Origin of the sequence: Pontibacter deserti, from assembly GCF_023630255.1 — a bacterium.
In the GTDB taxonomy this organism is placed as follows: domain Bacteria; phylum Bacteroidota; class Bacteroidia; order Cytophagales; family Hymenobacteraceae; genus Pontibacter; species Pontibacter deserti.
This window is the reverse complement of record NZ_JALPRS010000001.1, coordinates 189,981-207,909: the sequence shown is the minus strand read 5'-3', so window position 1 is coordinate 207,909 and position 17,929 is coordinate 189,981. Positions and strand designations below refer to the sequence as shown.

The window sequence follows — 17,929 nt, the reverse complement described above, 5'->3', positions numbered from 1 at the left end:
TGAGTTATGAGTTACGAGTTTTTACTTTAGTTGCTTTGGGCTGACAAGCATTAAGATCATGTCGGTTTATCTCCACATTTTCAACTCAAAGATACTTTAAAACAGCACGATATATAGTATTATCAAAATAAATCCGAAAAGCGAGTACGCATAATAGCTCTGCACTTTGCCATTCTGCAGGTTGCGGCCCAGCATACCGAACACTTTCGAAAGCGCTCCTACCAGCCATACCAATCCATCTACCACTAACCTGTCAAACCAGCCAACTATCTTCGAAATCACGACCAACCACTTGCTGCCATAGTTCAGGCTATAATCTATGATGCGCTTATCTACGCGGTAAAGTGTGGTAGCTGTCCAGAGTGCTGGCTTTACAAATGTGGTATTGAAGAAGTTATCCAGGTAAAAATGGTTGTAAGAAACTCTGCTTGACAAACCCTTCGGCTGCGCATGTAGCAGGGCTTCGCTGGTTCTGTTTTTATACTTGCTGATAGCCAGTCCTATACCAGCCACACCCAACACAGCGGAAAGTATACCAATAACCAAATGTGCTGTATGATTGGCCTCGTCCTGCGCTGTTACTGCCTGCAAAAGCTCGTCTGCCAGTAGAGCGCCATCAGTTGTAGCTTTTAGGCTGATCCCGTTCATCACCCAGCTATTACTGAAGCTTAATGGGTTAAGCGAGAAGAAAATTCCCAGCGAAAGTATGGCCAGCAAGACCACCGGCAAAACCATTACGCGCTCATTTTCCCTTTCAGCGGAAAGGCGCACCTGCTGTATATTAAAAGGCAAACGGAAGCTACCGAAAAACATGAACCACATGTGGCGGGCCATGTAAAAAGCCGTGAGCAGCACCACTGTAAAGCCGATTACCGGAACTACAAAGTATAAGTTGTTGCCGTTCGCGCTCATGGTTTGTGCCCAGGCCCAGCTTCCTGAAAGTATAGCATCCTTCGAAAGGAAACCAGAAAACAATGGCAAACCAACCAAAGCTGCAGCCGCCAGCAAGTAAGTATAAAATGTAATTGGCATGGCCTTGCGTAGGCCACCCATGTTGCGGATATCCTGAGGATCTATACTTGTGGCAGGTTGATGTACATGATACAACGCACGGTGCATGGCATGGATGATGATACCAGCATTGAGGAACAAAGCAGCCTTAAAGAATGCGTGCGTCGTCAGGTGGAAAAGTGACGCATCGTGTGCCCCTGTGCCCATACCCATTACCATATATCCCAACTGAGAGATGGTAGAAAAGGCCAGAACTGCTTTTATGTCGTATTGCGTGAGGGCTGCAATAGCACCTAGCAATGCGGTAATGGCACCAACGATAGCTATAACCGTGAGCGTATCCGGGGTGAAAAGAGCATAACAGCGAGCCAGCAAGTATACACCTGCTGCGACCATGGTTGCCGCATGTATCAGCGACGAAACCGGCGTTGGGCCCTGCATGGCGTCCGGTAACCAGATCTGCAGCGGAAACTGCGCCGACTTACCCACACACCCCATAAACAAACCTAATCCGGCTAAAGTAAGCAGCAGCGAACTTAGCTCCAGTTGCCACAGCTCCCCGTTTAAAGTATAGTCAAGTATAAAGCTATTGTCTGACCAGTTGCCGGCACTTATGAGTGTACGAAGCGTTTCCAGGTCGAAAGTGCGGAAGTAAGTATAAAAGGCAAACAGGCCAAGCAACAACCCAATATCCCCTACCCTGTTCACCAGGAAGGCTTTTTTGTTAGCGGCCACAGCTGCCGGCCGCTCAAACCAGAAACCGATAAGCAGGTACGATGAAAAACCCACTAATTCCCAGAAAATAAACAGCAGCAACAGGTTATCTACCAGCACAATACCTAGCATGCTGAACGTAAACAACCCCAGGTAAGCAAAGTAGCGGTGGTAGCCTGTGTCGCCGTGCATGTAGCCTACCGAGAATAACTGCACCAGCGTGGAGATGAAGGTCACGATCACCAGCATCAGCACGGTCAGGTTATCCAGCAGAATTCCGGCTGTAAAATCAGAAACTATACTTGAGGGCAGGCTAAACCAGGTGGTACGCGTGTGAAAAGTAGCGGTGTTCCAGGTTTGGGTGAAAAGGTAAACCGAAAGCGCAAAAGTGATAGCCGAGATACCGATCGCCAGCCAGTCGCCACGACGAGGCAAACGCTTACCAAAACAGAACAGCACAAAAAAAGCCAGTAGCGGCAACAGCAGCACTACCAACGCGGTAGTGGTTTGGGGCGTGCCAGCCAGCGGCTTCAGTAGTTCGGTAAGCTCCAAGTTTATACTTTCTTATGTAGATTCTGTCGCCAAAGTTAAGCAGAAAGTGTTTCTATTAATAGCCAATCTTCAACTCTATATATAAGAAAACACTAATTCTTTAGTTAGCCAGCTTCAGGATACGGAAAGCTCCTCTAGCAACCAACAGAAACACAATTGCACCAATAAGTAAGTCTGGTAAGTTATCGTTTGTAAAGTATACCAGTGAGCCGGCTATAATTACACCAATATTTGCGATCACGTCGTTAGATGTAAAAATCACGCTAGCCTGCATATGCGCCTCCTTGCTTCCGGACTTCTGGAGGATGTATAAAGAGGTAGCATTTCCTATCAGCGCCAAGAAAGAAATAATGATCATGGTCTGAAAAACAGGCACTTCTTCGTACCCCAGAAACCTTCGGATTACTTCAAAAAAGCCTAACACGGCAAGCCCAAGCTGAAGAAACCCACTTATTCTGGCTATACTTTTTTTCCGTCTCACGGCTCCACCTACTGCAAACAAGGCCAAACCATACACAAAAGCATCCGCCAGCATATCCAGCGAATCGGCCACCAAACCCATCGACTTAGAAATAAACCCGGTGACGATCTCCAGCAGAAAAAAGCCAGAGTTGATAAGCAGCACTATCCAGAGCAATTTTCTATCGGCTGTAGGCTGTAATGTTGTAGGCGTAGCTTCGGTTTGCTCAGTGGAAAGTAATGTAGAATTGAGGTTTAGCTCGTTGATAGCACCTGCTATAGTTGCAGTTCCTCCGCTATGGTAAACTGTTAATAGTCTGTTCGGGATATCGAAATCCAGCTGCTTTATACTTTTATCGCCTTCCAGTTTCATCCGGATCATCTGTTCTTCAGAAGGACAATCCATTTTAGAAACCCTAAAGGTCGACTTGTTTACCATACTAGTTCTCTACTGTGGCAATCTCATTTAAGTTGGCAGTTTTGAAGTGCTGGTACACGCGCAGCACAATGGCTAAGGCAACGGCAGCTTCGGCGGCGGCTACAACTATAACAAACAGCGAGAAAAGCTGCCCCTGCAACAATTGAGGATCATGACGGCTGAAGGCAACAAGGTTTAAGTTTGCAGCATTAAATATCAGCTCAATGCCCATCAGCACTACCACCGCGTGGCGTTTGGTAATAACAGCCAATATGCCCAGGCTGAAAAGTACAGCGCTCAGAAGTAAAATATGTTCTAATGGAATATGTGCCATAGCTATACTTTCTGTTTGTCGGTGGCAATGTAGGCGGCTCCCATCAGGGCAATCAGCAACAGCAACGAAGCGATTTCGAAAGGCAATACAAAATCCGTCATAAGTTTTATACCTATAGTTTGCACTGTGCTTTTCTGGTCACCCAATACATTTAACTCTGTTGTCTGTAACCAGGGCAGTGAGCTGATATTAGCTTTAAGTATAGAATAACTTAGGCCAACAACTATAAGTCCGGCTATCAACGTCCCCCATACTGTGTTCACATTCTCCGACAGTACTGATTTGTCGTGTACACGGCTGCTCAGCATGATACCGAAAAGTATAAGCACCAGCACCCCGCCCACATACACCATCAGTTGGGTAACAGCTATAAAATCAGCGAAAAGCAGTACGTAAATGCCAGCAATACTTAGTAGCGTAATGAGCAGCGAAAAACCCGCATACAGCAGGTTGCGCGTCAGCACCATGTAAGCTCCCGAAACTATGGCAAGTATGGCGAAGATGTAGAAAAGCATTTTTTCAGTTATCAGTTAACAGTAATCAGTTAGCCTTGTTGCTTTTTGGCTGCCAACGCTGCTGCTTTTGCTGCGGCCATTTCTTCCTGCTGCTTTGCCAGTAGTAGCTTTTTCTCTTCAGCCTGCTCCGGGCTTAGATCAGTGAAGTGGTAGATCATGTTTTTGATGTCTACTTCCGCGAAATCGTACACTGGGGTCATGGTCAGGCAGTCGGTTGGACAGACAGTGGTGCAAAGGCCGCAGTAGCAGCACTTGGCCATATCAATATCGAATACCGGTGCATACAGGCGTTTCTTTGTGCCATCAGAGGTTACGCCAATCTCTTCAGTTGCTTTTACAGACTCTATGGTTATGCAGTTTACCGGGCAAATTTTAGCGCATAGGTCACAGACGATGCAGTCATCTATTTCGTTGTGCAGGCGGTAGCGGCCGTTGTCAGGTACAGGTATGGCCTCGTAAGGGTACTTCAGCGTTACCAGTCCATCGGGTTGGTTAAAATAGTTTTTATCGGTTACATACTCCGGGGTACGGCGGTTCTTGGCACGCACAAAGTGCTTCCACGTCAGGCGCAGGCCACTCACCAGCGACTTCACCACGTCCCAGAATCCGGATTTATGTTTTATGGTTTTGCTTTCCATAATCTTTATGGAGTGTTAACCCACCCCTAACCCCTCCGAGGAGGGGAATTTTTTATTGTTCTGTCATCTCGCCGTCAGGAGAGATCTCTATAGAATTTTAAATAGATTTCTCGCTTCACTCAAAATGACATTTTAGTTAGATCATTAACAATCGCCAGATGCCTGCTATTAAAACTACAACTAACGCAATTGGGGTAAGTACTTTCCAGCATAGGTGCATCAGCTGGTCTACGCGCAGGCGTGGGTACGTCCAGCGTATCTGCAGTTGCAGGAACAGCAGCACAAAGGTTTTGCTCAGCAGCCAGAAGCCACCCCAAAGTATACCTGATATACTTCCTACGGTGCCGGTGGTCCAGTAGGCCAGGCTAATAGGGCCAATGTTCGGTAAAGGCGTGTTCCAGCTGCCCAGGAAAAGTATAACCGCCACCAGACTTACCAGCACCATCATGCTATACTCTGCCAGAAACAACACAGCAAACCTAAAACCTGAATACTCCACGTGGAAACCTGCCACTAGTTCCGACTCCGCTTCCGGAATATCGAAAGGTGCGCGGTTACTCTCGGCCAGCGAGGCGATAAAGTATATAATGAAGGAAATTAAAAGTATAGGAGCCCTGAAAATATTCCAGGTAGTGATGCCGCCTATAGTTGTGGTGTTGATGCCCAGAGCTTCGATGCCGAACAGCCAGTTCATTTCATACTCCAGCCCCGGGAACTGGTTCATCAAAGCGCCCTGCTGGTAACTTATTTCCTGGAAATCCAGGGACTGGCAAACCATTACAGCTGAAAGTATAGCCAAGCCAGCCGGAATTTCATACGACACGATCTGTGCTACCGAGCGCATAGCTCCCAGCATGGCATACTTGTTATTCGAGCCCCAGCCCGCCATCAGCAGACCAACTACATCCAATGAGATAATTGCCAACAGGTAAAACACACCAATGCCAATACCCGCAGGCACAAGTTCAGGGGTGAATGGGATAACGGCGAAACCAGCAAAAACAGCGGCAAAAATTAAGATGGGAGCTAATTTGAAAAGCTTTTTATCGGCAGCGGCAGGTACAATATCCTCTTTCTGCAACAGCTTCAACACATCCAACACCGATTGCAGCGAACCATACGGACCAGCTTCGGTTGGGCCAAGCCTGTCCTGCATAAAAGCCGCCACCTTCCGCTCTGCATACGCCAGCACGATCACTATCGAAAGCAACAGCACAAGGGTAAGCACAAAAGCAAGCATAGGCGGTTATAGTTTATTACCGGGCAAAGGTAAGTTTTAATTTGGAAATTTGCGGGGATCAATGAATAGGTAGGATTCATTAAATACCATTAGCCTTGGTAAGTATAATAGGCTCGCTGTCTGTAATGAGTATGGTATGCTCGTGTTGAGCTACATAACCACCTTTCTCTGCCAAGAGTGTCCAGCCATCGCCCTTGTCGCGGGTATAGCTCCCTTTGGTAGAGATAAATGTTTCTACAGCTACAACACTGTTTTTCTTAAATCGCTGTGTATTAAACTTGTCGTAAAAGCAGGGGATTTCATGTGGTGCTTCGTGTAGGCTCTTTCCCACTCCATGGCCTACCAGATTCCGGATTACTTTATAGCCATTCTTTTTCGCTTCTGTCTCAATTATTCTGCCTATATCTGATATTCTTACTCCGCTTTTTATCTCTTTCAGCGCCTTGTATAAAGCACTTGTCGAAGTATTAACAAGCTTATTAAGACCATTTATATCTTTGCCTACCACAAAAGAACCACCATTATCTGCAAAGTAACCGCCTAATTCCGCTGAAACATCAATATTTACCAAATCCCCTTCCAGCAGCACAGTTTTAGTAGAAGGAATGCCATGGGCGGCTTCGTTATTCACGCTTATGCACGTATAACCAGGGAAGTTATAGGTAACCTTTGGTGCTGACTTTGCGCCATAAGACCGTAATATCTCATACCCAAAATCATCTAGTTCTTTAGTTGTCATACCCGGTTTTGCATACTCCCGCATTTGCTTCAGCGTAATAGCCACAACTTCGCTAACCTTTGTAATCCCAATTAAATCTGCTTCTGATTCTATAGACATTTTATACTTCTTCTAATTTTGGTTACTCCACCAAATGCGGCACAAACTGCGACAAGTTGGTAATAATTCCTTTCTCGCGACGGAAGCCTATAGCACAGCCTTCGGCTGCCCAGAAAACACCTGCCTGGTAGCTATAGCCCTTGTTATCTTCGGGGAGGTCGCACCAGCGCTGGTATACCTGCTGTTGCTGGTCGTACTCGCCTTCCAGTTTTGTTACACGCACTTTATCTACTACTTCTATACTTTGCCCTTCCCTACCGAAGTATGGTTTGCGGATATATTTGCCGCTTAAAGGCTCCAAGTCAGCTTCTAGGAGCAGCGGGTGGTACGGGTAAGCTTTCCAAAGCCAGGCCAGCATTCCTTTGCTTTGGAAAAGTAAAGTATAAGCCGGATTGGCAATAATTACATTCCGGCTGCGCACAAGTTGGGTCAGGCTATCGCAAAGCTGCGGTTCTTCCCAGGCAATCTGCTCCCAGGGCAAAAGCTTGAACAGGAACGGAAATTGACGCCATTGCTCTGCTCCTACCTGCGCCCAAACACCTTTTTCAGCGCCTTCTGTAGTTATATTCACATCCTCGATTGGGCAAAGATGGGTATCAAAACCTGCCTCCTGAGCGGCTTGTGCCAGCACAGCACAGTTAGTCTCGTCTTCGGCACTGCTGCCAATGTAAGTTAAGAGTAAAGCCGGAGCCAGATCATTGTTCATCATGCGCCACGTCCTGAATTGTTCTACCAGCGCTTCGTACAGTCCGGAATATTGGTTGGCAGAATGCTTGCCGGCTGCAGCCAGACTTGCCCATTGCACCACCGCTGTTTCAGGTATGGAGGTAGCTGTATCGGCGTTAAATTCCAGCAACTTTGGACCTTCGGGGGTTTGCGCCAGGTCAAAACGACCGTACAGGTGCCAGTGGCGGTCGTCGTTCCAGGACTGGCGCACCAGTTTCCAAAGGTTTTCAGGTATGCCGAGCACCTTCAGGAAAGCATCGGGCACATCGTTGGGCACCGACTGCACCATCATGTCATACAATGTATTGGCGGCTTCCAGAAGTGCATCGGCTTCTTTCTCGGTTACTACCACGGCCTCACCGGGCACATAGTTTGCGCAGCCATCTTCTACACACCAATCCCAGCCAAGCCCACGCACAGCCGTTTCCACATCGCCTGTATGTGGTTGCAGGCGAATACTCACTTTATTATTCAGCATGAAATATTAATTGTGAAGTATAACTTAACCGCCAAAGCCGCCGCCACTGCTGCGACCTCTGAAAAAACCGCTTCTGCCTGAGCTTGGCGCTGTGGCCCGTTGGCGGTATGTCTGCACATTTTGTCTCCAGCTGTCTGTACGACGAATGTGGCTTGGATTAGCATAATAAGCAGGGTTCGGAGACATCATACGGCCAGCCATATAGCCCATTCCGCTCCACCAAAGTACGCTTCCTAAACCAAAGCCACCCTGCTGGTAGGTATTCTGATTGGCTGCCAGTTCTTTCATGCGGTTCTCCAGTTCTAATCCTTTCAGGGTATCCACACGTCCATCGTTATACTTTAAAATAGCCATACTTGCACCTGGTGCAGTAGTACGCTCGTCGGTTATTTTCCACTGGTCAGGAGCTTCTTCGGTTAGTTCGGTAATGATGCCATCCGGCACAGCTACTTCTTCACCAGCATTCCAGTCGTTGTTATTGTTGTTATTTCCGCAACTGGCAAGGCCCATACAGGCAGCAGCGGCAACTATAAATGCATTGCGCTTGAGATCACCAATGCGCAGGTATCGTTTTTTCATGAGTTCTAAAGCAAGTATAGTTAAAGGTACGGGTTTTAGGGGAAAATTGGCAATTTTTTGAGTCCTGAGTCGTGAGTGCTGAGTTTTGAGTTGGTGTTGTAGTTGAAGGTAACTTCCATAGTTACAGTCGGTCCAACCACCCCTAGCCCCTCCTTGTCTAAGGCGGGGAGCTTATATGCAAGGGCTATCCTTCCGGCTACAGTTCTTTAGCCAATGTATTTACACCCCTATAGTCCCCTCAAGGGGACAGTTTGGCCTTTGGCTATAGGTTAGCTATAGTTCTATACTACAGACCACGAGCGGACAGGTCTTGACCTGTCCCTACGAAACTACTACCACGATCAATCTCGAAGCTTATACTTTCAAACTATAGTTCAGCAGTGGCTATGAGAAAGATCACAGTCTTTGGGCTGAGCGCCTTGTAAATATCTGGTGCCATTAGGCATTGCGAGGCACGAGCAAAAGAGATTTGCACCGCGCGATGCCCGAAGACAGGGCCTCGCGGCCGTGGGCGCACCAAAGCTAACCATGACAACTGTAGGTAAGTAAAGCTCTCAGGAATGGAAGTGACTATGGAAGTATAGCTTAGTTCTGGCTGTAAGACAAATAAGATTTCTCCGTTACCGATTGAAATTGCGAAAAATAACTTTCTAACTTTTTAACTCTTTAACTTTCTAACTCCTAACTACTCCCACAACGGATAATGCTCTAAATGCACCTGGCGCTGAAAGAAAATTCGGGTACTTTCTTCGAAGGATCGGGTGAAATCTGACACATAAAAATGATGATCCCCCGTAAGCTTATCAGATGCTAACCCATTTTGTTCCAGGTAATCTTTCACCTGTTGTGCTACAATCATACTGGCATCCAGCACATCTACAGTGCCCTGGTAATAATTCTCGATTTGCTTTTTAATCAGCGGATAATGCGTACAGCCAAGTATAAGCGCCTCAATACCCTGCAGATCGGGATCGGACAGGTATGTATGAATCACACTCTCAGAAATGGTATCGTTGAAAAAGCCCTCCTCAATCATGGCAGCCAACAGTGGCGTAGCATGCGATTTAAGTTCTATACCTAAACCCAGCGCATCCACTTTTTTGCGGTATACATTAGAGTTTACTGTTTGCTTGGTCCCGATAAGGCCAATAGTTTTATGAGGATAGGTTTTACCAATGTAAGCTACAATAGGGTCGATTACATTTAAAACACGTGCTTTGCTTCCCACATATTCTTTCACCAGTTCATATGCAGCAGCAGATGCGGAGTTACAGGCAATCAAAATTACTTTGCACTGTTGCTTCAGAAGCAGATCGCATATTTTAATGGAGTAAGCCTGAATGGCAGCAGTAGACTTATCACCATAAGGCAAATGGGCAGTATCACCAAAATAAATAATTCGCTCGTCCGGAAGTAAATTTGTAATCGCCTGAGCTACAGTAAGTCCTCCAATTCCGCTATCAAAAATACCGATTGGCCAGTGTCTTTTTTCCTTTTCCATCGTATGCGAAGTTACTTAAAAACTGCGTTACAATACTTTCACCTTTAAAATATGTCTGTTCACATGAAAAAACAGTTAGTTGGAATTATATACAACTAAACTGAGTTACATTTGCAACTGATATATTACAATATTATATCTAACATTATAATTTTAATTAAATATTTTGTTAGCTTTAAACTATAACTTATATTTAATAAGAATTTGAATCTACAACTGGTAGCTTTAGCCTTGCTACCAGCCTGCCAAAGGTGAATCTACTGCACATTTATTACGATGTGCACTGCAGTCAGAACTATACTATTTTCAACCTTATATCTAAATAGATAGAAAAAGACCCCTTATGCAAACAGCTCTTACACTGCCAGCACCAACTGTAAAGCGTTCTTCACTTTATGGCAGCCTTACAAACCGATTTGTGGCTTTCCTGGTAGATACCACCCTACTCGTTTTTTTCTATACTATTTTATATTACTCTGCAGGCAGCAATTCAGAGCACATTAGCTCCTGGGACAAAACCTTACAGCATAATGGTATAAGCTTAGCCGACCTTCTCCTGATTGGTAAAGTACTTTTCTTTAACCCCTACTTTGCAGCTGTGCATTGGCTATACTATACTGTTCTGGAGTCTTCTTTAAAGCAGGCAACTATAGGTAAATTTACATTAGGGTTAAAGGTATCTGACCTACGTGGTAAGCAGATCAACTTCTGGCAGGCTAACTTACGCTACTTCAGCAAAATATTGTCGCTGTTGCCTGTAGGGCTGGGTTTTCTGCTTATACTTACCACCCGCCGCAGCCAGATGTTCCATGATTATTTTGCACGCACAGTGGTAGTGGCTGACTAGCGCCGCTAAATTAATTGTACAAAATTTTGACCCTTCCTTTTTTCTTATCCGTATACCAATACCTGAGTATCATTAAGAAAGGAGGATTATTATGAGATTTATCCCAACCCGTTTCCACGGAATATTGGACTATATAGTTGGTATTTTTATGATCATCGCCCCTTGGGTGCTTGATTTTTCTGATAACGATGCAGCTACCTGGACAATGGTAATTGCAGGTATTCTGGTATTGGCACAAACAGTAATGACTGACTTTGAAGTAGGTTTAATCAGACGTATACCTATGCAAAGCCATTTAATGGTAGACTTCGGACTAGGTGTTTTACTAGCCCTTTCTCCATGGCTGTTTGGTTTCGCCGACCGAATTTATTCGCCACATTTGATTCTGGGAGTATTTTCTATACTTGCTTCGCTTACTACACACCGTGTACCAAGCACAAGCTACAGAAGAGCACATACCAGCCCGGAGCATAACAGACACATGTAATAAAAGACTACATTAGTTGACAAAACAGGCCAGCCTTATAGGTTGGCCTGTTTTATTTTAACCCCTTCCGGCAGAAATGCCTAAATTTGCTTTATGAATTACCTATCTGCAGAAAATATATCAAAAAGTTACGGCGAGCGCTGGCTGTTTAAAAACCTGAACTTTGGCATCAGTCAGGGGCAGCGTGTGGCACTGGTAGGCGTAAATGGCTCCGGCAAAACAACTTTACTTAACGTACTGGCAGGCAAAATTCCACCTGATGAGGGTAGCGTAAGCATCCGCAAAGAAATTACGGTTGGCTTCTTGGGCCAGAACCCTGAGTTTGATGAGAACCTGACGGTGCAGCAAACTATATTTTCGGGGCAGGGCGAAGTATTGGATGTGATCCGGGAATATGAAGTTGCCATAGAAAACCCAAATACCAGTTCCGACAAAATGCAGCGCATAATGGAACGCATGGATGAACTGCAAGCCTGGGATTTTGAACTGAAGGTAAAGCAGATTCTCTCTAAGTTGGGTATCCATAACCTTGAAGATAAGATCAGTCATTTATCAGGTGGGCAGCGCAAACGTGTGGCTATGGCCCGCGTATTGATCGAAGAACCAAGTATGCTGATTCTGGATGAGCCCACCAACCACCTGGACCTGGACACGATAGAATGGCTTGAGAACCTGCTGTCTACCCAGAACACGACCCTGCTGATGGTAACCCACGACCGCTACTTCCTGGACAAAGTGGCTAACGAAATTGCGGAACTGGATGGCGGACAGCTTTATACTTACAAAGGCAACTATAGCTATTTTGTTGAGAAAAAAGCATCCCGGGAAGAGATGGCAGCCGCCGAAACCGAGAAGGCCCGCAACCTGATGCGCAAAGAACTCGACTGGATTCGTCGCCAACCTAAAGCACGCGGTACAAAGGCCAAGTATAGAGTAGACGCTTTTGAAGAACTTAAGGAAAAGGCCGCCAAGAAAGTAGCCGGACCTCAATTGGAGCTATTGGTAAAAACTACGCGCCAGGGTGGTAAGATCATCGAAGTAGATCATATTTCTAAATCGTTTGGCAACAAAAAGATTGTAGATGATTTCAGTTATGTGTTCAAAAAGAAGGACCGCATAGGTATAGTTGGACCGAATGGAGCCGGTAAATCCACGTTCCTGAACATGCTGACCGGTAAACTACAACCTGACTCCGGAACGATAGATGCCGGACAGACAACTGTCTTTGGCTACTATACCCAAGAAGAACTCACGTTTAAAGAGGGCCAGCGGGTTATCGACATTGCCAAAGAGATTGCCGAAGTAGTTGAAATGGCAAACGGCGAAGTGATAACCGCATCTCAGTTCCTGCAACATTTCCAGTTCGCGCCGGCGCAGCAGTATACTATGGTGAACAAGCTGAGCGGTGGTGAAAAGCGCCGTTTACAGTTGCTACGTGTGCTAATCAAAAATCCGAACTTCCTGATACTGGATGAGCCTACCAACGACCTGGACATTATCACACTAAACATACTGGAAGATTTCCTGCTGAACTTTGGCGGTTGCCTGCTGATGGTAAGCCACGACCGTTACTTTATGGACAGGCTGGTTGATCATCTGTTCGTATTTGAAGGCAATGGCAAGATCCGCAACTTCCCAGGTAACTACACCGACTACCGCGAGTGGCTGAAAGAGCAGGAAAAGCTGGAGCCTGAAGTAAAACAGGTAACAGCACCTGCCCCTGAAAAGAAACCTGAGCCACCAACCGGCAAACGCAAGGCAACCTACCAGGAGAAAAAAGAATATGAGCAACTGGAAAAGGATATTGCAAACCTTGAGGCCCGCAAAAGCGAGATCATTGACTTGATGAATGCTGGCACCACCACTGACCACGCGCAGTTAAACACCTGGGCAACTGAGCTCGAAAAAATAAATGAGCAACTCGAAGAAAAAGAATTCCGCTGGCTGGAACTGGCAGAGATTGTATAACATAAAGTATAAAGGCAGCGACCAGGGCTGCCTTTATACTTTATATACCTTTATATACTCCTATTTCAGTCCTTTTACTGTTACATAGTTCTCCTCATTCTTCCTGGCTACTTTTAAAATCTTCTTCTCAAAATCTTTAGGGTCGTTTATCGTATCATAAAAATCATCCAGGTATTTCAGGGTTCGTTTACGATAGCTGCTTTCTAACAGATCGCACTGCGTATACACGCCATACAAAGCAGTCCGGAGTGCGTTAAAGGTGTTTATGGTTTTCCGGATTGTGTTTGGTGAGTATGTATATCCCCTAAATAACCGCTGCCTTACAGATAAAATACTAAGTTCGGGAGGAGGAAAAGCATACGGCGCATCTACGATGCCCGCATAATCAAAATCAAACGGCACCGGAATAGGCGCTTCCATAGAATCTAAGGACACAAGATCGATGTTATGGCGGTAAGGTACAGACCAGTCGGTGTTGCCGATCATGTACTGAAAAAAAGCCAGGGTAGCCATTTCCTGCTCGTTCATTTCCTGCATTTTCAGCATCAGTTTATTGGGCACTATCCTGCCGTTGTTGCGTTTTGCCATTTCATCGTCGTCTTCCAGCATAAAAGCATACTTCTGCTCCGTTTTTCTTTTGCTGTTCAGGTCCTCATACGTAACCCTGCACAACCTAATTCTGAAACTATTGCTGGTGAGCACATTGTAAAGCTTATAAACCAGAAACTCCCGGATCACATAATCCTCGTTAATGCAATGCGTAACCAGCTTTACCTTATTTACTTTATTAAAAATGGTGTGCTGAGAAGTTTTACGAACAAAGTTGAGCAGCAGGGGCGGAAATGCACACACGCTCTCATCACGTCGTCGGTTACCGCGCACCATTACTTTCAGGTTCATTACGGTAACAAGCTCGTCCGCTTCGGTATAAGATAAAATAGCAGGATGATATTTCCGGTCATCGCCCCGGTCTTGCAGCAGCTCCTTGTAATCCATCGAGAGTTTAAACTCCAGTAGTTCTTCGCTAGTATAAAGCGGGTTTTCGTTTTGCTGGGCGTGAAGTGTATTGGAGGAATGATTGGCGACAAGTATAGTTTCTGATGCCAATACTTGCTCAGGTAATGCTGGGCTAAAGGCTAGGAATAATGCTGTAGTATAAAGCCAGAAGTGGTGCATTTCACCTGCTATACTTTAGTAAACACCTACTGCCCAAACTTACAGGTATAACTGGCAAAGGCAGCTATCGTTAAATCAAAGCCCCATGGCCCGAAGCTTTTTAGTTGTAAACAACTCTTTCATTACCTGCCCCTGCGATTGCTCTAATGTAATACCCATCATTTTTGCCACTGTCGCCGGAATATCAACTAATGTATACTTGGTTGCCACTGTCCCTGCTTTAAAATCAGGACCGAGCGCCAGTAAAAATATCTTCTGGCAACCTGCACAGTTATCCCCATGGTCTATCCAGCCGCCATCTATGCCTTGCAGGTGCCGGCCATGGTCGGTAGTAATCAGGAGAGTTGTTGTTTTTCTATAGTTTTTATCTTTTCGCAGGAAATCGTACAGTTGTTTTACATACCTGTCGTTGCGGGAAATGCCCCTGATGTAGTGGTTCCAGTTAGCAGCGTGCGCATACCCGTCGGGCTCCATAAAATTAATGAGCATCAGATTGGGTTTATCTGTGGTCAATACCCGTTTTACCTCTATCAGGGTTAGCGAATCGGCACGGTAACCGGTGCCTGGCCCGTTTACACCACAGTTAAGCGAAGGCATATAAGTATTCTGCCAGACAGAGTCCTTTGTGTTCGCCAAAATATTTAGTTTATCCTTGCTGCTGATTATCCAGGCAGTTGTAGCTGGCTTACCGGTTTGTTTTAACCATTGCTGGAAGATGGATGGATGGGCCGGTAGCTCTGCTCCGTAGTTATCAATTGGCTGGTTTACCCCGGTAGTTATCGCCGCATGCCCGGAGTTGGTATAAGTATAAGCATCATTCTGAAAGTCAGTAAAGAAAACGCCTCTTCCTTTTAGTTTAGAAGACATATTCGGAATAGCGCCAGGCACAGAGTCCCAAGCCTCAGAAGCGCGTACCCCGTCAATTACCACAATAATTACATTTTTGGTGCGTAATCCCTTTTCGCTGGCGCCGGAAGTTGCAGCACACCCCTGAAGCAATAATAAACTGGCAATGATAACAGCAAATAATGGTCGCCGTGAAAGAAAAGGTAGGCCTATTGTTTGAGCACCAGGTATAGCTTTCATGATAACTGCACTTATACTTTACTATACGAAAACCCAAAAATACCGAACAATGCTTACCTACTGATTTACAGCCTCATACAAATCAATCAAATACTTCGTACCAAAAACTTTCAATTAAATATGTTTATGACTTATTGCTGCGGCTATACTTTTTATTTTAATATGTTATCGCTTCAGGCTTGCTTTCCTCGATAAACTTTGCCAATATTAGCCTATAAATCAACGCATGTACCAACAAGCTCCCATAGCGATCTCCCTTACACTGCCAACACCTGTTGGTCAGGAGCTGTTGCATGCCATCTATTCTTATTGCCAGAGCATTTATAGCTACTATAGCTATTATTATCGCAGCACGTGCTACGCTCTCTTTGGCAATCACACTGATATTTAAGCATCAGCACAGCCTGTAAAGGCTTGTATGAAGTGATACTGAAAGCAGAGCGAAAGCCCTGCTTTTTTGCATTTATACCTATCTGTAACTATAAATTATAAACTGATGAACATTACACAAAACTACAGCAGCTACACACAAGAGAATCATAACGTTTGGGCCATACTTTTCGAACGCCAGTACCAGAATTTACAAGGTAAAGCCATACCAGAGTTTTTTGAAGGACTGGAAAAAGTAGGCTTCAATCGGGGTCGTATTCCGGATTTTGAGGAAGTGAACCAGCGTCTGAAACCCCTTACCGGTTTTGAAGTAGTGCCTGCGCCCGGCATTGTAGACGACACTTTATTCTTTCAATTGATTGCAGATCGGAAGTTTCCGGCGACAGTCTGGATAAGAACTATGGACCAACTGGAGTACCTGGAAGAGCCGGATATGTTTCATGATGTGTTTGGCCATGTACCCCTGCTAACTATACCTGTTTACTGCCAGTTCCTGGCCGATCTCTCGCAGCTTGCCTTACAATACATCAACAGGCCAGACATCATCGACCTGCTGACTCGTATTTACTGGTATACAATTGAATTCGGGCTGTTTACACTTAATGGTGAACCAAGAATCTATGGGGCTGGTATCCTGTCGTCGGTCGGGGAAAGTAACCTGGCAGTTTCTAATGAGAGCCTAAAGTATAAGTTTGATGTAGAGCAGATACTTAATACTTCTTACATTAAAGAGACTTTCCAAAGCCAGTATTTTTGTATTTCCAGCTTTCAGGAGTTACTGGATTCACTACCGGTTCTGGATAAAGCGCTTTCTGAATATAAAGACAGTTTGGAGCCTCAGGTAGCCGTTTAAAACAGGAAAGCCCCGGCTTTAAAGTATAGCCGGGGCTTTCCTGTTTTAAATTAACTTAAAAAGTACTTTAATAGCTTTCTTTCAAATTCATCCGGAGTTACTTTATTATCTTTGTTTACATCCCAAAGTATAGCAATTCCGTCTGCCAACTCATCTTCTGAGATCAAATTATCCTGGTTCTTATCCCAATTTTTAAAGAACCTCAAATCATCTAGTCCGTTTTCTAGTTCACTATTCTCTAAATATTCATTTTTATTTGTGTCCCATTTAAACCAAAGTTGGCTATGCCCACCAAAATCTAACCCGAACTCATTAACATAAGTCGTATCTACTGAATAATCCCACGGCGACCTGTTAATAATAGAATAAAAGGCTTTGTTAAACATTTCAACATCCCAACTTCTATTACAACAACCCATCCGTTCGAACCAGCCTGTCGATATAAAAGCTGTCTTGAAATCCAGGTCTGCAAGATCTTCAGCAATTACCCTTATACTAACTGACTTACTTACAGCTTTCCCCGACCTATCTTTTGCTTCTATTAAAATCCCGTGATCACCAGAAATAGTATTGCTGGGTATCAAAATCTGGTTGATAGTTTTTTTCTTATTGGTTTCCTGTGTACCGGCATTCTCAATACTTAACTGCTTGCGTTCACCTGAAGGATTTACTAAAAACAATTCAACTTTGTCTAAACTCACATCATCTGTGATCTCAGCATATATCCCCACTACAGCAATCGCTAAGTAAGAATCATTTTGATAAGGAGAAAAAATCGTTATCTGTGGAGGATCAGCATCAGAAGTTGGTGTTGGTGTTGGTGTTGGAGTTGGAGTAGGTGTTGGTACTGCACTATTGGTGTCATCATCCTTATCACAACTTGTAAAGGCGAACAATAAAATACATAGCAAAAGCCAATAATTTTTTTTCATAGTGTTAATGCTTAGAAGCATAATCCTGATTAACACATCGATCTGTTTTACATGTTAATGCAACCTCTAATCTTTGTGCAACAGCTTATACTTTACCATTAGTAGATATCAGACACAAGGCAGGTACTCTTTTAGAGGAAAGAGTAGGAATTTTGAACGTAACTCAAAATCAGAGAAGCGATAAGAA

Annotated in this window: 17 protein-coding genes; 4 read left to right on the top strand and 13 right to left on the bottom strand. The window is 44.8% G+C overall.

Annotation, left to right across the window (positions count from 1 at the left end; genetic code table 11):
• Positions 1-96 precede the first annotated feature (96 nt).
• The 10 genes from nuoL to murI all read right to left on the bottom strand — a co-directional run bounded on the left by nuoL (position 97) and on the right by murI (position 10,003).
• Positions 97-2,277: an NADH-quinone oxidoreductase subunit L gene (gene nuoL / locus MJ612_RS00885; protein ID WP_250419004.1), complete on the bottom strand. Its 2,181-nt coding sequence runs from the start codon at positions 2,275-2,277 to the stop codon at positions 97-99.
• Between the two features lie 100 nt (positions 2,278-2,377).
• Entirely contained in the window at positions 2,378-3,175 is a 798-nt protein-coding gene (locus tag MJ612_RS00880; RefSeq protein ID WP_187028560.1) for a cation transporter, read from the bottom strand.
• A 1-nt stretch (position 3,176) separates the two neighbouring features.
• Positions 3,177-3,488, bottom strand: coding sequence for an NADH-quinone oxidoreductase subunit NuoK (gene nuoK / locus MJ612_RS00875; RefSeq protein ID WP_222619593.1), 312 nt, complete (start codon positions 3,486-3,488; stop codon positions 3,177-3,179).
• A 2-nt stretch (positions 3,489-3,490) separates the two neighbouring features.
• On the bottom strand, positions 3,491-4,003 hold the full coding sequence (locus MJ612_RS00870) for an NADH-quinone oxidoreductase subunit J family protein (RefSeq protein WP_187028559.1): 513 nt from the start codon (positions 4,001-4,003) through the stop codon (positions 3,491-3,493).
• A 29-nt stretch (positions 4,004-4,032) separates the two neighbouring features.
• Positions 4,033-4,641 (bottom strand): NuoI/complex I 23 kDa subunit family protein, encoded by a 609-nt coding sequence (locus tag MJ612_RS00865; RefSeq protein WP_187028557.1) that lies wholly within the window; start codon positions 4,639-4,641, stop codon positions 4,033-4,035.
• Positions 4,642-4,777: 136 nt separating this feature from the next.
• Positions 4,778-5,881 carry a complex I subunit 1/NuoH family protein gene (locus MJ612_RS00860; RefSeq protein ID WP_187028555.1) on the bottom strand — a complete coding sequence of 368 codons (1,104 nt, stop codon included), beginning with the start codon at positions 5,879-5,881 and terminating at the stop codon, positions 4,778-4,780.
• A 79-nt stretch (positions 5,882-5,960) separates the two neighbouring features.
• Positions 5,961-6,719: a type I methionyl aminopeptidase gene (gene map / locus MJ612_RS00855; protein WP_187028553.1), complete on the bottom strand. Its 759-nt coding sequence runs from the start codon at positions 6,717-6,719 to the stop codon at positions 5,961-5,963.
• Positions 6,720-6,741: 22 nt separating this feature from the next.
• Positions 6,742-7,923: a glutathionylspermidine synthase family protein gene (locus MJ612_RS00850; protein ID WP_187028551.1), complete on the bottom strand. Its 1,182-nt coding sequence runs from the start codon at positions 7,921-7,923 to the stop codon at positions 6,742-6,744.
• 24 nt (positions 7,924-7,947) lie between these two features.
• Positions 7,948-8,502, bottom strand: a complete 555-nt coding sequence (locus tag MJ612_RS00845) for a hypothetical protein (RefSeq protein ID WP_187028549.1) — start codon at positions 8,500-8,502, stop codon at positions 7,948-7,950.
• A 685-nt stretch (positions 8,503-9,187) separates the two neighbouring features.
• The gene (gene murI, locus MJ612_RS00840; protein WP_187028547.1) at positions 9,188-10,003 is read right to left on the bottom strand and encodes a glutamate racemase; all 816 of its coding nucleotides are present in this window, start codon (positions 10,001-10,003) and stop codon (positions 9,188-9,190) included.
• Positions 10,004-10,346: 343 nt separating this feature from the next.
• Here murI and MJ612_RS00835 point away from each other — a divergent pair, with 343 nt between their 5' ends.
• The 3 genes from MJ612_RS00835 to MJ612_RS00825 all read left to right on the top strand — a co-directional run bounded on the left by MJ612_RS00835 (position 10,347) and on the right by MJ612_RS00825 (position 13,305).
• Positions 10,347-10,850 carry an RDD family protein gene (locus MJ612_RS00835; protein WP_250419003.1) on the top strand — a complete coding sequence of 168 codons (504 nt, stop codon included), beginning with the start codon at positions 10,347-10,349 and terminating at the stop codon, positions 10,848-10,850.
• Positions 10,851-10,941: 91 nt separating this feature from the next.
• On the top strand, positions 10,942-11,337 hold the full coding sequence (locus MJ612_RS00830) for an SPW repeat protein (protein WP_187028545.1): 396 nt from the start codon (positions 10,942-10,944) through the stop codon (positions 11,335-11,337).
• A gap of 93 nt (positions 11,338-11,430) precedes the next feature.
• The gene (locus MJ612_RS00825; protein WP_187028543.1) at positions 11,431-13,305 is read left to right on the top strand and encodes an ABC-F family ATP-binding cassette domain-containing protein; all 1,875 of its coding nucleotides are present in this window, start codon (positions 11,431-11,433) and stop codon (positions 13,303-13,305) included.
• Positions 13,306-13,365: 60 nt separating this feature from the next.
• Here MJ612_RS00825 and MJ612_RS00820 read toward each other — a convergent pair whose 3' ends face one another.
• Together MJ612_RS00820 and MJ612_RS00815 are read right to left on the bottom strand one after the other, a co-directional pair.
• Complete coding sequence (locus tag MJ612_RS00820; protein ID WP_250419002.1) at positions 13,366-14,481, bottom strand: hypothetical protein; 1,116 nt, start codon at positions 14,479-14,481, stop codon at positions 13,366-13,368.
• A 75-nt stretch (positions 14,482-14,556) separates the two neighbouring features.
• Positions 14,557-15,567, bottom strand: a complete 1,011-nt coding sequence (locus MJ612_RS00815) for a sulfatase-like hydrolase/transferase (protein WP_187028541.1) — start codon at positions 15,565-15,567, stop codon at positions 14,557-14,559.
• A gap of 457 nt (positions 15,568-16,024) precedes the next feature.
• On the opposite strand from MJ612_RS00815, the gene MJ612_RS00810 reads away from it, so the two are divergent.
• Positions 16,025-16,810 (top strand): phenylalanine 4-monooxygenase, encoded by a 786-nt coding sequence (locus MJ612_RS00810; protein ID WP_255487926.1) that lies wholly within the window; start codon positions 16,025-16,027, stop codon positions 16,808-16,810.
• A 50-nt stretch (positions 16,811-16,860) separates the two neighbouring features.
• Here MJ612_RS00810 and MJ612_RS00805 read toward each other — a convergent pair whose 3' ends face one another.
• On the bottom strand, positions 16,861-17,742 hold the full coding sequence (locus MJ612_RS00805) for an EF-hand domain-containing protein (protein WP_187028539.1): 882 nt from the start codon (positions 17,740-17,742) through the stop codon (positions 16,861-16,863).
• Positions 17,743-17,929 lie beyond the last annotated feature (187 nt).

Coding starts and splice junctions, on each gene's coding strand:
- MJ612_RS00815 (WP_187028541.1), bottom strand. CDS start 15,567: ATGAAAGCTATACCTGGTGCTCAAACAATAGGCCTACCTTTTCTTTCA.
- MJ612_RS00805 (WP_187028539.1), bottom strand. CDS start 17,742: ATGAAAAAAAATTATTGGCTTTTGCTATGTATTTTATTGTTCGCCTTT.
- MJ612_RS00865 (WP_187028557.1), bottom strand. CDS start 4,641: ATGGAAAGCAAAACCATAAAACATAAATCCGGATTCTGGGACGTGGTG.
- MJ612_RS00820 (WP_250419002.1), bottom strand. CDS start 14,481: ATGCACCACTTCTGGCTTTATACTACAGCATTATTCCTAGCCTTTAGC.
- murI (WP_187028547.1), bottom strand. CDS start 10,003: ATGGAAAAGGAAAAAAGACACTGGCCAATCGGTATTTTTGATAGCGGA.
- MJ612_RS00860 (WP_187028555.1), bottom strand. CDS start 5,881: ATGCTTGCTTTTGTGCTTACCCTTGTGCTGTTGCTTTCGATAGTGATC.
- MJ612_RS00835 (WP_250419003.1), top strand. CDS start 10,347: ATGCAAACAGCTCTTACACTGCCAGCACCAACTGTAAAGCGTTCTTCA.
- MJ612_RS00830 (WP_187028545.1), top strand. CDS start 10,942: ATGAGATTTATCCCAACCCGTTTCCACGGAATATTGGACTATATAGTT.
- MJ612_RS00880 (WP_187028560.1), bottom strand. CDS start 3,175: ATGGTAAACAAGTCGACCTTTAGGGTTTCTAAAATGGATTGTCCTTCT.
- nuoK (WP_222619593.1), bottom strand. CDS start 3,488: ATGGCACATATTCCATTAGAACATATTTTACTTCTGAGCGCTGTACTT.
- map (WP_187028553.1), bottom strand. CDS start 6,719: ATGTCTATAGAATCAGAAGCAGATTTAATTGGGATTACAAAGGTTAGC.
- MJ612_RS00825 (WP_187028543.1), top strand. CDS start 11,431: ATGAATTACCTATCTGCAGAAAATATATCAAAAAGTTACGGCGAGCGC.
- MJ612_RS00870 (WP_187028559.1), bottom strand. CDS start 4,003: ATGCTTTTCTACATCTTCGCCATACTTGCCATAGTTTCGGGAGCTTAC.
- MJ612_RS00845 (WP_187028549.1), bottom strand. CDS start 8,502: ATGAAAAAACGATACCTGCGCATTGGTGATCTCAAGCGCAATGCATTT.
- MJ612_RS00850 (WP_187028551.1), bottom strand. CDS start 7,923: ATGCTGAATAATAAAGTGAGTATTCGCCTGCAACCACATACAGGCGAT.